This is a genomic window from Sphingobacterium kyonggiense (genome assembly GCF_039536825.1).
Taxonomy (GTDB): Bacteria; Bacteroidota; Bacteroidia; order Sphingobacteriales; family Sphingobacteriaceae; genus Sphingobacterium; species Sphingobacterium kyonggiense.
Genome location: NZ_BAAAZI010000006.1, coordinates 365303 through 379604, shown reverse-complemented (window position 1 = coordinate 379604; position 14302 = coordinate 365303). Strand labels below are relative to the sequence as shown.

Here is a 14302-nt window from a genome sequence, read left to right as displayed (position 1 = left end):
ATATAAATTGAAGGAGAAACCATGAGCAAAGAATATATATATCGAGTTAATGGCATGACTTGTAATGGCTGCAGGACCAACGTAGAGAAAAAACTCAACGAAATTCCTGGCATACATGCACAAGTAAACCTTGAAAAGGGTGAAGCGATCATTCATGCTGAACATCAACCGGAGGATGTAATCCTACAGGAGAAATTAAATGAACTTGGGGGACATTATGAGATTGAATCTAAGGATATTGATCTTAATCCTCAAGAGTATAAGTTTGATGTGCAGGGCATGACTTGTAACGGTTGCCGCAGCAATGTGGAAAAGAAATTAAATGAGATCCCAGGTGTGCATGCAGCGGTCAATCTGGAAAAAGGAGAAGCTACTATTCATGCAAAGGAACAGCCATCGGAGGAAATCTTAAATCAGAAGTTAACTGAACTGGGTGGTCATTACCATATTCATTCCAAGTCCAATAGTACTAACTCAAGCCATTCGCATCAGCATACGAATAAAGAACCGGAAATATCCGAAAGTGGACAATACATCTGTCCCATGTTTTGTGAAGGAAAGGATAAGATTTATCATGAACCTGGAAGATGTCCTGTCTGCAACATGCACTTGAGACCTGTAGAAAAGGTTGATTTTGATGCCCCCTCACACCAACAACATGTGGAAGCACCAAAACCTACAGCTAAAAATGCGGGTAAATATTACTGCCCGATGATGTGTGAAGGCGATAAGGTATATGATAAATTTGGTTCATGCCCTGTCTGTGGAATGAACCTCGAAAAAATCCCTGACACCAGCTTAAAGGTAGAATACTCCTGTCCTATGCATCCAGAGATCGTCCAAGATCATCCTGGGGATTGCCCTATATGCGGAATGGAATTAGTCGCTAATCAAGTCAGTGAGGAAGATGATCAGCACTATAGGGATTTACTACGTAAATTCTGGATCTCTGTGGCATGTACAGTACCTGTATTTATTTTATCCATGGGTGATATGCTTCCAGGGCAACCGGTCAGTAAAATCATTCCTTACCACATCAATGCATGGATTCAATTAGTCTTGACTCTACCTGTGGTATTCTATACCTGTTGGATGTTTTTTGAGCGTGCGTGGACTTCTTTTAAGACCTGGAACTTAAATATGTTTAGCTTGATTGGCTTAGGTGCTGCAGCGGCTTTTATTTTCAGTCTATTGGCATTCTTCTTCCCTCAAATATTCCCAGCAGAATTAAAGGGCCACCATGGCGAAGTACACTTGTACTTTGAATCGGTTGTTGTCATCTTAACCTTAGTATTATTAGGGCAAGTACTTGAGGCAAAAGCTCACTCCAGAACCAATTCTGCTATTAAGGAACTCATAAAATTAACTCCTGCAGAAGCCATTTTAGTGAAAGATGGCCAAGAGAAGAAAGTATCTATTCATGACGTCAAGGTCGGTGATATACTAAGAGTTCGCGCGGGTGATAAGATACCGGTGGATGGTGAGGTTACGGAAGGAAGCACTTCAATAGATGAGTCTATGATATCGGGAGAGCCGATACCTGTCGAGAAGAGTCCCGAAGACCAGGTGATTGCAGGGACGATCAATGGTAATCATGAGATATTGATGAAGGCAAATCGAATTGGAAGTGAGACCTTATTAGCGCAGATTATTCAGTTGGTAAATGATGCCAGTCGCTCTCAACCCCCTATTCAAAAGTTGACAGATAAAGTTTCTAAAATATTCGTACCTACAGTCATCGCCATTGCCATCCTTACCTTTATCATCTGGATGTTCATGGATATTCCGAACAGTACGGCCATGGCCTTTTCAAATATGCTTGCTGTATTAATTGTTGCCTGTCCATGTGCTTTAGGTCTAGCAACGCCTATGTCGGTTATGGTCGGTATAGGAAAAGGTGCTAAGAATGGTATCCTCATCAAAAATTCAGAGGCGTTGGAAAAGATGGAGAAAGCTAATGTGCTTATTGTTGATAAAACAGGTACTATTACAGAAGGAAAACCTAGCGTATCGGAGGTTACTACTGATAATCCAAAATTTAAAGAAGATGATATTTTACAAATTGCTGCTTCAGTCAATAAAAACAGTACCCACCCATTAGCGCAAGCTATGTTGGATAAAGCCAAAGAGAAAAACTTGCAGCTATTGGACGTCACCCAATTTGAGAATATTTCAGGAAAAGGTGTAAAAGGCAAGATATTCCACATGCAGGCCCTTTTAGGTACGCCACGTTTAATGAAGGAACAGAACATCAGCATTAGTCCAGAACAGGAGAGGCAAATTGAAGAATTACAGAAAAAAGGAAATTCTGTTTCTGTATTGGCAATAGATAATCAGTTCGCAGGTCTGGTAGCTGCATTTGATGCCCTAAAGGATAGCAGCATTGAAGTCATTAAAAAGTTCCAAGATGAAGGCATTGAAGTTTATATGTTCACTGGAGATAATGAGAACACAGCCAAGCTAGTCGCAAAGGAAGCTGGAATCAAACATGTTCATGCCGGCTTATTACCAGAGGATAAATTAAAAGGTATTAAAAAGCTCCAAGCTGAAGATAAAAAGGTAATCATGGTAGGTGACGGTATTAATGATGCTCCTGCCCTAACCCAAGCTGATATTGGTGTAGCCATGGGAACAGGAACAGATGTCGCGATACAAAGTGCTGAAATTACTTTAGTAAAAGGTGATTTAAGAGGTGTGCACAAAGCTTATCACCTTAGTAAATCTATGATCAGTAATATTAAGCAAAACCTACTGTTTGCATTTCTATATAATGTTATTGGAATTCCGATTGCTGCAGGGATACTGTATGGCAGCTTAGGTATTTTAATGTCACCAATGATTGCAGCAGCAGCAATGAGCTTAAGTTCTGTATCGGTAATTGTAAACTCTTTACGATTAAATACCGTGAAGCTATAAAGAAGATTTACTTGATAAAATTAAGGGTTGGGTATTGCACTCAACCCTTTTTTATTTATGCTGTCTATCCAAAAGCTGTTGTGCTTTCATCACCTTTGTATAAAAGAGTAGATGTGCAAGCAATCCTAATACAGCAAAACCAGCCCCAAATAGAAAGACACCAAACCAACCATGATGCTGCCATCCATATCCACCTAATAAAGAGCCTAAAGAACCACCAATAAAGTACAATACCATATAGACGGTATTCAAACGCGAGGTAGCATCTGTTTTTATAGCAAAATAGTCTGCCTGATTCATAATATGCGATGATTGCAATCCGAGGTCAATCAGAATAATCCCTACGATTAACCCCCAATAGCTATTTCCACTAAAATAAATAAACATCCAGCTTAGCAGAATAAACAAGAGCCCAATCATGATGATGGATTTACGACTCATTTTCTTATCCACCTTGCCTACTAATGCAGCAGCTAAGGCACCAACTGCGCCGATCAATCCAAAGCTTCCTGCCACTGAAGGTCCTGCATGAAAGGGAGCTTCCTCCAAATGGAAAGGTAAAGTTGTAAAAACCACACATAAGGAAGCAAAACCCATAGCACCCCGAAAAGCAGCCAATTGAAGGATTGGTTGTGAAGTTGCCAAATTAAATACAGAAGCCATTAAAGACCCGTAGCTCCCCTTAAAATTAGGTCGAACCTCAGGTAGCATCTTATAAACAAAAACCCAGGAAATAACCATGAAACAGGCAGCTGCCCAATAGATACTTTGCCAACCCCAAAGATCACCTACTATACCTCCTATAAAGCGGGACAACAGAATACCCATCAAAAGACCCGACATAACCATACCGATTTGTTGTGCTCGGTCTTCTGGTCTAGCCAAGGCAGCAACCATAGGTACAAACAATTGTGGAATAACAGAAAAATAACCGATCAAAAAACTCATCAAGTACATCAAATGCAAGTTTTTTGAAAGTGCCATGCCAATCAAGGCCAAAAACACTAAGATCAAATCGGTCAATATCAGCTTCCTTTTGTATAGTTTATCCCCCAAAGGAATAATAAACAGCAGACCAACGGCATATCCAACTTGTGTACATACAGTGATACTGCTGGCTGCAGATTCGGATATACCCAATTCCTCACCTATCATGGCCAATAGTGGCTGGCTATAATAATTGTTAGCTACAACAATACCAGATACAATAGTCATTAACCACAGTATGGGTTTCGTTAATTTTGCTTCTTGATCGATTTGCATTGTTAGTTTGATTCCGAGACTAAGGTAGTAAAGAGAATTCTTTTTAATCAGCAATTCCCAAGAATAAATATCCCATGGAACTAGGCTATTGGCAGATTAACTTCATTTATGGCAGGTTTTAAGACAATATAAGACTGACAACTTGACTAATTTTAAAGAAATAAATATTCCTAAGACATTCGTGCCATTTAGCCATTGTTTGTATAATGTCATTAAATTAAGGTAAGATTAACTAGTCCTGAAATTAATTCATTACAAACCAGCATTATACAAATATTTCACTTTTTCTTTTACTGTATTCCAAAGTTTGGCATGTAGAATTGGCACAGGTATTGAATATTTGACCGTACATGACAATTTAGTCAAATATTAAAATTTATATCATGAAAAAATTATTACTTACTCTAACAGCTGTTTCAGCTTTATCATTAGCAGCAAATGCACAAACATCAAAAGGTACTTTCTTAGTAGGTGGTTCAGTTAGTTACGAAGGAACTACTATTAAAGATAGCGATGCAAAAAACAATAGTTTTGCTATTGTTCCTCAATTAGGATATTTCGTAGCAGATAACATTGCAGTAGGTACTGGTATTGGTTACAACTGGGCAGAGACTGAAAGTGATGCAGGTGTTAAAAACACGAACAATGCATTTCAATTAGCACCATTTGGTCGTATCTATTCACAAAACGATGGACCAGTTAAATTTTACGGTCAATTAAGCGTTCCAATGTCTTGGGGTACTACTAAAGTTGATGGTGATAAAACAGGAACTACTGCAAAATACGGTGTGGAATTAGCTCCAGGTTTGGCTTTCTTCCCTACTAGCAACATCGGTATTGACTTCAGAGTAAAAGGTCTTTACTTCAACAGTAACAATACTGAGCCAACAGGTGGTGAAAAAACTACTGTTAGCACTTACGGATTAAATGCTAGTTCATTAACTCCAACAGTAGGCGTAACTTTCCACTTTTAATCGTTTCTAGATTCAAAGTCAAATATAAAGGCATGGTCATATTCAATGACCATGCCTTTTTTAATGTGAATTATTGTTCAGATATTTTATGTCGTCAACCATATAGGTATGGCGACTTGTTTTAACAGATTGGCTAAATTAACCCTTTCCACTTCCGACTCCTTCACCCATTTCACCTCTTCTAACTCTGCTTTTGGCTGAGGATCATTTAATATAATAGGCAGTTTGCTTTTGAATACATAACCACGCACGGTTTTCCCATATTCATTCACTGCTTGCGCCTCATGAACTGTTAAAAATTCAAATTGATCTTCATTAAGCTTTAAACCCAATTCCTCCTCTAGCTCGCGCAACAAGGTATCCACCGGGCGTTCTTCACCTTCAATCTTACCTCCTGGTAATTGATAATAAATGGAATTCTGCTTCCGTACTGTTAATAGTTCATTTTGATCATTCAAAATGATGGCAACAGCAATTTTAATATATTGTGATAGCTCCATAACTACAAAAAAGGGTATTTTAAGCTAATTTAAGAATCTTGGAATGATTTTTAAGACTATCTAAATAGATATATATGAATAAAGTATCAAAAGAATTGATATTTTTGCAACTATTTGATATAAAACCCTATAGAAATTTCAGAATAAACAGATGAGAAAAATTGCTTTCTTCTTGCCCCTGTTTGCAATCTTGCTGACAGTCGCTTGTAAAAACACGTCTAAAAACACCAGTGCTGCCGAACGTAGGAAACAAGATTCCTTAGAGAAGGTTAAGAAAGCTGAAGAAGAAGCCCGTGAAGCTGAAAGGACTAGACCTAGGACTGCAGCAGATATCAAATTAGATAAAGATATTAAATTCGAAAAATATAACCTTGAGGACACTTATCCTTATGAGGACACCACCCGCGTATTCCAATTTGACAAAATAAAAGAAAGGTTAGCTTATATAGAGACCTTTCAAGCTCAAAAAATCAATTACGGGGTACTGCAAAACTATAAGAACCGTAATCGTGAAGCTCCTGTAGTCGAAAATTATGTCAGAAATGCCTATAAAAGGGTTTCAGATACGCTTGGAAACGAGCGTTATCAATCTGCACCATTATACCGCGAAGAAAATAGTAAAAAACCAAGCATCTATGGTCGTGATGGATCTTTAGTAAGAATCGAAAGTGCGGACACGTTGGATATGGTTAAAGTAACTGGGATTTCCTTTGAGGGAACTTGGTTTGTACCAAAAAGATATGTAAAAACAAAGGGTGATTCGATAAAAATTGAGCATGTAGCCTTTGTAGATGTTACAAACCAAAATATTTGTGTTGTAGAGAGAACTGGTGAAAATGAGTGGAAAATTCGCTCTATGAACCCTGCTACATCTGGCCGTCATAAACCTCCACATGCGATGGAAACTCCGGTAGGAATGTTCTTTGTTCAGGAGCAAAAAGCAAAGATGTTTTACTATAAAGATGGTACAACAAGTATTGAAGGATTTGCCCCATATGCCACTCGATTCACTAATGGAGCCTATATTCATGGTGTTCCGGTGAATAACCCGAAAGGAAAAATCATCGAATACAGTTGGTCGCTAGGAACTACTCCCCGCTCCCACATGTGTGTGAGAAATGCCAGCTCACATGCCAAGTATGTTTATGACAATTTCAAACCCTTCCAATCGGTGGTTGTAGTAATCGATTAATGTTTTTTAACACTTTGATTGTCAATTTTTTCCTAATTTTGTATCCGACGAAAAGGAAAAGTGCTTATGAACAAACTATTGTTATTTTCTCTGTGGGCGATTGCAACATCTGCATTAAGTGTAAACCTAGACCAACCCACTACTGTTAAAGAAACAAAAAAAGAAAACATTTCGAAAACTGAGGTAACTAAAGATCCTATTAGGGAGCTTTATAATGAAATGAAATTGTCTAATGTTTTAAAGTTTGAAGCTTTTGAACAAGCAATGCAAGGCTACAATCAAATTCATCCTAAAAATCAAGACATCATTACAGTAATCGACTTCACGCTACCTTCTACCGAGAAGCGTATGTTTGTACTCGATTTAAAAGCTAAGAAATTATTATTCCATAACATCGTATCACACGGAAGAAACTCTGGTGAGAAATACGCGACTTCATTCTCCAACAAACACGGATCATTCCAAAGCTCTCTTGGTTTCTATTTAACTCAAGAAACCTATAATGGTGGAAATGGATTCTCGTTACGTCTGAATGGATTAGAAAAAGGAATCAATGATCAAGCTAGACCTCGTGCTATCGTAATTCATGGTGCTGATTATTGCAGTACAGATGTTATTAAGTCAACAGGTCGTTTAGGAAGAAGTTATGGCTGTCCTGCTCTACCTCGTGAATTGACTAAACCTATCATCAACAGCATTAAAGGTGGAACATTATTGTACATTTATTCGCAGAATAAAGAATACATTGCCAGCAGTAAAATGATCAAAAAGATTACTCCTAACCAACCGGAGAATACCATGATTGCTGCGCAACAAGAAGAAGAAACTTCGCATGGCAAAGCGATTATGAACTAATAAATTTAACTAACTGCGAAAGGTTAGACAAATCATACGATATAGACTGCAAGAGTCTAATCAAAAGAGAAAGGCTTGAATCATGTGATTCAAGCCTTTCTCTTTTACTATTATGTTATTCAACAATTTATTTTAACTGCTGAAGTATGCTCTCACATTTTTACCTTCCATCCAGTTCATAAATGCACGGTTAACTACTTTGTTTCCACCTGGAGTTGGGTAATTTCCGGAGAAGTACCAGTCCCCTTTGTGGTTCGGACAAGCAATATGCAGATTATCTAATTTTTGGAAGATAACTTCTAATTCTGCATTTAAATTATGAGGCTTAATGATGCGAACAATCTCTTGGGAGATCTCTTCATCTGTAAAGGGCTCATAAATTGCTTTTACATAGTTTTCAATTTTATCCTTAGGCATGGTGGTTGAAGCCAAACACTTTTGATATACCTCATCTATGATATGTGCTAAGCCATTCTTACGCAATAAGGAAATAGCAGCCTCAAATGCAACGAACTCGCCCATTCTCGACATATCGATACCATAACAGTCAGGATAACGAATCTGAGGCGCAGAAGATACAATAACAATCTTCTTAGGATGCAAACGATCCAAGATGGTTAAAATACTTTGCTTTAAGGTTGTACCACGTACAATAGAATCATCAATCGCTACGATGGTATCCTCATGATCCTTCACAATACCGTAAGTCGTATCATATACGTGTTGAACCATATCTTGACGATCTGCATCTTGTGTAATGAAGGTACGTAATTTTGCATCTTTCACGTTCAATTTTTCAAAGCGTGGCGTCATGCTCAATACTTCATCCATTTCCTCATCCGTAACTTTATCAGCACGTTTCAATAGGATATCTTTTTGGCATTTACGAACGTATTCGTTAATTCCATCCATCATACCGTAGTAAGAAACCTCCGCTGTATTTGGAATAAAGGAGAATACCGTATTCTTAATATCGTTGTTAATGCTATCCAATACCTGCGGGCATAATAAACGTCCTAAGGACTTACGCTCTTGGTAAATATCAGCATCAGATCCTCTCGAGAAATAGATACGTTCAAATGAACAAGATTTTTGCTCAACTGGCTCACGGAACATTTCTTCTGATACAGTACCATCTTTCTTAGCGATCAGGGCATGTCCTGGTTTAATCTCTTTCACTGCTTGCAATGGAATATTAAAAGCAGTTTGGATTACAGGGCGTTCAGAAGCTACGACTAAGACTTCATCATCTTGGTAATAGAATGCTGGACGGATACCTGCAGGGTCACGCATTACGAATGCATCACCATGACCAAAGATTCCGGCGATGGTATAACCACCATCCCAAGTCTTAGCTGAACGGGTTAATATTTTGGAAACATCCAAGTTCTTGGCGATCTGCGCAGAGATCTCAATATTGGAGTATCCATCTTGTTTAAACTTATCAAATAATTTCTGGTTCTCTTCATCCAGGAAGTGACCAATTTTCTCCAATACCGTAACGGTATCAGCTTGCTCTTTAGGATGCTGACCAAGGTCGTACAATTGTTGCAATAACTCATCAACATTCGTCATATTGAAGTTTCCAGCAACCACCAAGTTTCTGGACATCCAATTGTTCTGACGAAGGAAAGGGTGGCAACTCTCGATACTATTCTTTCCGTGAGTTCCGTAACGTAGGTGCCCTAAAAGCACTTCTCCGGTAAAACTCACATTATCCTTCAACCATTGGGTGTCTTTAGACTCCTCAGGGAAGGCTTTTTGTACGGCTGCAAACTTCTTCTGTACATACTCAAAGATCTCGGATACGGCAGATGAACCCATCGCACGGTAACGAGAGATGTAACGGTTACCTGGTTTTACGTCAAATTTAATCGTCGCAATACCAGCACCATCTTGACCACGATTGTGCTGCTTTTCCATAAGCAGGTACAATTTGTTGATCCCGTAGTAAGGCGTTCCGTATTTTTCTTGATAATAAGACAGGGGTTTTAACAGTCGGATGAGTGCAATTCCGCACTCGTGTTTTATAGCGTCACTCATTTGCTTGAATTGATGCTGCAAAGGTACGGAATTTTAAAAAAATCTCCGATACATCTTAGTGTAAAAAATTATCGTAAAAATAGACCCGCTATTCGCGGGTCCATATACCTAATCCTCCCAAGCTCCTTCGGCTTGTTTCTGATTGCTGTAATTTATAAATCGATCGCGTCGCGATTGCATCTCCACTTTCTCTACCCGTTGCCATGTCATATAACTGTTCACATATTGACCATTCGACAATATAGGCTCTGTAGATTTTAAATACAATATATCCCCTTCAAAGTCAATCTTTCTTTCTTGCATCTGACCTTCCCAATTCGGATACGAAGAGGTGTGGATGGAATACTGCACGGTTGCAGTGGAATTATCAATTTGATAGGAACCAGCAAAAGCAATAAATCCTTTGACACATGATATCAATTCCTCATCATTCGCTAAATAGCGATCATTGGAACTGAAATTACATCGTTCTGAACTTGATATTTGCACGGACATATGTCCATCGGGTCCATAAATTAAACTACCTTTCGGGCTTTTTCCCATTGGAAAATTGGAATCATTTCCATTTACTGGAACTTCTATATATGATAACAGCAACCATGTGCCGATTAATTCATTCTTCAATGTAGTCATTTAGGGTTATGTTGTTTACCTCAATAACGGCAAAATTTCTCTAATAGTTTGTAATCCTGTGTAACATTCCTTTTATAGATATTTCCATGACAGAAATATCCTTTATATCTTCGCTACACAAGTTCCAGACCAAGTTTAGTCATGGAAATTTAATATAATTTAACCCCTTGATGATGAGTGATAATTGTTATTGCGGAAATGCGCGTCCTTATTCCTCCTGCTGCCAACCTATACATACTGATCTTAACTATGCTCAAACGGCAGAACAATTAATGCGTGCGCGATATTCAGCATTCGTGTTACAAAACATTGATTTTATTTATCAAACCTTCCATCCACAAACCCGAAGGTTTCAAAAACGATCAGACATTGAAAATTGGAGTAGAAATTCGCACTGGCAAGGACTGGAAATTGTTAAAACAACCGAGTCTACGGTAGAATTCAAAGCTTTTTATCTCGACCAAAACTTAGATTTACAAACACATCATGAAAAATCCAATTTTAAAAAATGGAATGGAAACTGGTATTATGTAGATGGAAAACTATTTCTATAATTAATAATTTCATAATCATAGTTAGCTTTTTATTGAATTTTAGTAAATTAGAATACTGACAATAAAACTAAAAAATTATGGGAAAATTCGTAGTATCTACCAGAAAAAATGGAGAATTTCAATTTAACTTAAAAGCCTCCAACGGACAGGTTATTTTAACGAGTGAAGGTTATTCAAGCAAAGCTGCCTGCGAAAATGGCATCGCTTCTGTGAAGAAAAATGCTGTTGATGTGAACAAATTCGACAAGTTGACAGCTAAAAATGGAAAATTCTATTTCAACCTAAAAGCTGGAAATGGTCAAATTATTGGAACCAGTGAAATGTACGAAAGCGACTCCGGACGAACCAATGGAATAAAATCCGTGCAAGAAAACGCCCCTGAAGCTTCTGTAGAAGATACCACAGTTTAAAAATAAAAAGTCCCGAACCTCATTCGGGACTTTTTATTTTATTTAATGAACATCTCAACCAATACCATTGAACCTAATTCAATCGCTTTATTTTCCCCAAATTTATTCCTAACTTATCTTTAGATAGACGAATACTCCAAAATCATGGTATTTCATTTTATCATTAATCAATAAGCATAACACGTAAAAACCAAATTAACTCTAATAACCTTTTTAAATCACGTCTTATGGGTCTATTTAATCTTTTTAACAAGCCAGAAAAGGAAGACAGCGTATCAACAATCCAAGTTGGTCAGGAATGGCATTATCAAACTCGTAAACTTGAAGAAAGCTCAACTTTAAAAATCGTTAAAATCGAACAGTATGAAAATATTGGGAAAATCATACATATTTCCATTTTAGATTTAAAAGTAAAGCATCCCCAATTCCCTAATGAATTCCTATCAGAAGCTACTCACATTCCCATTACAGAAGATGCCTTACTAAAAAGCATTACGAGCATAAAGAATGATCGTTGTGATTTACCTGATTATGAATTTGGGTATGTACGTTGGAAACATGCATTCGACGAGGACAAAGCAGGATATTTTGCCATACCTGTAAACGAAGTCGTCCACTATTTGGAAGAAAGTGCCAATAAGTAACATGACATGCTTTCAAGTTATTACTATACCTAAGCATTCTCGAACAAGTATGCTCTACCGGTTTAAAATAAAAAGTCCCGATTGTTGATCGGGACTTTTTATTTTATATTATTGTTTACCAAATAACAATACGTTTATCTTTCGGTAAATAATGCTTATCCCCTTCTTTGGTATCAAATGCTTTATGGAAAGCATCCAAATTAATGATTGGACCTATTGCACGGTATTGACCTGGTGAGTGTGGATCGGTTTTCACCTGATTCACCACATACTCATCGGTAGTTTTTGTTCTCCAAATGGTAGCCCAAGAAAGGAAGAAACGTTGATCTTGTGTATAACCATCAATTAAACCTGGATTACCTTTGTCTTTCAAGTACATTTGTAAAGCATCAAATGCTACTGAAGTACCACCTAGATCACCAATGTTCTCCCCTAAGGTAAAGCGACCATTAACAAATACTCCAGGTACCGGCTCGTAAGATTCAAACTGTGCTACTAAAGCGTCAGCAGCTTTTTCAAATTTCTCACGGTCAGCTTCGGTCCACCAGTTGTTCAAATTTCCATTGCCATCGTACTGCGAACCTGAATCATCGAAACCATGTGACAACTCATGTCCGATTACAGCACCAATACCACCAAAATTCACCGCAGCATCAGCTTTGTAATCATAGAATGGAGGTTGTAAAATCGCAGCTGGGAAAACAATCTCATTGAATAATGGACTGTAGTACGCATTTACGGTTTGTGGCGACATACCCCACTCCGATTTATCTACAGGTTTTCCTTGTTTTGCCAAGTTTTGTTGGAAACTCCATAACTGCATCGCGTGGATGTTATCAATTAATGAATTACCAATCGCTAAAGTCGAATAATTCTTCCATTTATCTGGATATCCGATTTTCACTTTAAACTTCGATAATTTCTCTAATGCTTTTTCTTTAGTTGTTGGCGACATCCAAGCCAACTCCTGAATGTGAACACGGAATGATTTGATTAAGTATTGCACCAATTCCTCACAAGCTGCTTTTGCTTCTGCTGGGAAATAATCCTTTACATATAATTTTCCTAAAAGCTCACCAACATTGCTGTTTACAAACGCTAAACCACGTTTATCCAAAGCACGCTGTTCTTTTTGTCCTCGAAGAGTACGTCCATAAAAGTCAAACGACAACTCATCCAATTCTTTAGTCAAATAACCAGTTGCATCATCCATAACATGAAATTTTAAGTATTCCTTGATTACAGGAAGGTTTTCTTTGTTAAGGATCTTATCTAAGTTTTGGTAATACTTCAATTCGGAAATAATAACCGTATCTGCTTTGAAACCTACGGTTTTTAGGTATTTCGCAACATCCATGTTCTTAACCATCTTACCCAAATCATTTACAGCAACGGGGTTATAGCTTTTTTGAGCATCACGTTGCTCTTCAACAGTTTTTAAGAAAGAAGCAATTTCCTTTTCAAAGGCAACAACTTTCGGTCCTTTTAAATCGCGAGTCTTTTGGTCAACTTTACTGTATAAAGTATTGATGTACTTTTGGTAGTTACCTAAGGTTTCAGTATTCTTCTCATCTACTTTTTGATAATAAGAACGCCCTAAACCCAATCCGCCACCACCTAAATAAACTGCATTCATGTTACTATTCTTCATGTGGGCATATACATAACCACCGAAGAATGGATTTCCACCTACTGGACCATATTTTAAGAAATAATTATAAAGGCCAGCCAAATCCTGAACCTTATCAATATCGCTCAATTGCTGGAGAATAGGTTTTACACCTAACTTATTACGTGTATCAAAATCTACATACGAACGGTATAGATCAGCAATTTTTTGACCGTCAGAACCCTTTTCAAACTTCTTGGTTAGAGACTCTTTCAATATTTTCAAACTTGCTTCATCGGTATTTTCACCCAATTGATTGAAGGATCCCCAGCTCGCTTTATCTGAAGGAATCTGTGCAGTTTTCATCCAGTTACCATTCACGTAATTGTAAAAATCGTCCTGCGGACGAACCGTCTTATCCATATAAGACAGATTAATGGCCTGATTTTCTTGCGCATAGCTTAAACTTGTACCAGCAAGCAAGGCAGCCATAAATACATATTGCTTCATATTAGACTTATTAGTAAAAAAATAATCTAGGAATTATAATTTCCTATGCAAACATAAGGATTCTAGGAAATATCAAGAAGTAACTATTTTATATATAAAAAAGAAAAGCAAATTTAAAGGCCATAACCATCCTCCTATTTAGAAAAATCCGATATAGTAATAATCCTCTAATCCAGATGCTAATTTCCTAAAGTAATTC

At 37.6% G+C, this 14302-nt stretch carries 12 protein-coding genes; 7 read left to right on the top strand and 5 right to left on the bottom strand.

Annotation, left to right across the window (positions count from 1 at the left end):
• The first annotated feature begins 21 nt into the window (after positions 1–21).
• Positions 22–2916, top strand: a complete 2895-nt coding sequence (locus ABD676_RS06515; protein ID WP_344673788.1) for a heavy metal translocating P-type ATPase — start codon at positions 22–24, stop codon at positions 2914–2916.
• Positions 2917–2967: 51 nt separating this feature from the next.
• Here ABD676_RS06515 and ABD676_RS06510 read toward each other — a convergent pair whose 3' ends face one another.
• Positions 2968–4179 (bottom strand): MFS transporter, encoded by a 1212-nt coding sequence (locus ABD676_RS06510; protein ID WP_344673787.1) that lies wholly within the window; start codon positions 4177–4179, stop codon positions 2968–2970.
• 383 nt (positions 4180–4562) lie between these two features.
• On the opposite strand from ABD676_RS06510, the gene ABD676_RS06505 reads away from it, so the two are divergent.
• Positions 4563–5153 carry an outer membrane beta-barrel protein gene (locus ABD676_RS06505; protein WP_344673786.1) on the top strand — a complete coding sequence of 197 codons (591 nt, stop codon included), beginning with the start codon at positions 4563–4565 and terminating at the stop codon, positions 5151–5153.
• An 86-nt stretch (positions 5154–5239) separates the two neighbouring features.
• Here ABD676_RS06505 and ABD676_RS06500 read toward each other — a convergent pair whose 3' ends face one another.
• Positions 5240–5653 carry an NUDIX domain-containing protein gene (locus ABD676_RS06500; protein WP_344673785.1) on the bottom strand — a complete coding sequence of 138 codons (414 nt, stop codon included), beginning with the start codon at positions 5651–5653 and terminating at the stop codon, positions 5240–5242.
• Between the two features lie 151 nt (positions 5654–5804).
• On the opposite strand from ABD676_RS06500, the gene ABD676_RS06495 reads away from it, so the two are divergent.
• Together ABD676_RS06495 and ABD676_RS06490 are read left to right on the top strand one after the other, a co-directional pair.
• A complete protein-coding gene (locus tag ABD676_RS06495; RefSeq protein WP_344673784.1) occupies positions 5805–6845 on the top strand; it encodes a L,D-transpeptidase in 1041 nt (346 codons plus the stop codon).
• Between the two features lie 66 nt (positions 6846–6911).
• The gene (locus tag ABD676_RS06490) at positions 6912–7700 is read left to right on the top strand and encodes a murein L,D-transpeptidase catalytic domain family protein (protein ID WP_344673783.1); all 789 of its coding nucleotides are present in this window, start codon (positions 6912–6914) and stop codon (positions 7698–7700) included.
• 132 nt (positions 7701–7832) lie between these two features.
• Here the strand turns inward: ABD676_RS06490 and ABD676_RS06485 are convergent, their stop codons facing one another.
• Positions 7833–9743: an amidophosphoribosyltransferase gene (locus tag ABD676_RS06485; RefSeq protein WP_344673782.1), complete on the bottom strand. Its 1911-nt coding sequence runs from the start codon at positions 9741–9743 to the stop codon at positions 7833–7835.
• Positions 9744–9851: 108 nt separating this feature from the next.
• Positions 9852–10376 carry a lipocalin-like domain-containing protein gene (locus ABD676_RS06480; RefSeq protein WP_344673781.1) on the bottom strand — a complete coding sequence of 175 codons (525 nt, stop codon included), beginning with the start codon at positions 10374–10376 and terminating at the stop codon, positions 9852–9854.
• Positions 10377–10546: 170 nt separating this feature from the next.
• On the opposite strand from ABD676_RS06480, the gene ABD676_RS06475 reads away from it, so the two are divergent.
• From ABD676_RS06475 to ABD676_RS06465, 3 genes are all read left to right on the top strand, one after another.
• On the top strand, positions 10547–10930 hold the full coding sequence (locus ABD676_RS06475; protein ID WP_344673780.1) for a YchJ family protein: 384 nt from the start codon (positions 10547–10549) through the stop codon (positions 10928–10930).
• Positions 10931–11007: 77 nt separating this feature from the next.
• A complete protein-coding gene (locus tag ABD676_RS06470; RefSeq protein ID WP_344673779.1) occupies positions 11008–11340 on the top strand; it encodes a YegP family protein in 333 nt (110 codons plus the stop codon).
• A 227-nt stretch (positions 11341–11567) separates the two neighbouring features.
• Positions 11568–11984: a hypothetical protein gene (locus ABD676_RS06465; RefSeq protein ID WP_344673778.1), complete on the top strand. Its 417-nt coding sequence runs from the start codon at positions 11568–11570 to the stop codon at positions 11982–11984.
• Between the two features lie 115 nt (positions 11985–12099).
• Here the strand turns inward: ABD676_RS06465 and ABD676_RS06460 are convergent, their stop codons facing one another.
• Complete coding sequence (locus tag ABD676_RS06460) at positions 12100–14103, bottom strand: M13 family metallopeptidase (protein ID WP_344673777.1); 2004 nt, start codon at positions 14101–14103, stop codon at positions 12100–12102.
• Positions 14104–14302 lie beyond the last annotated feature (199 nt).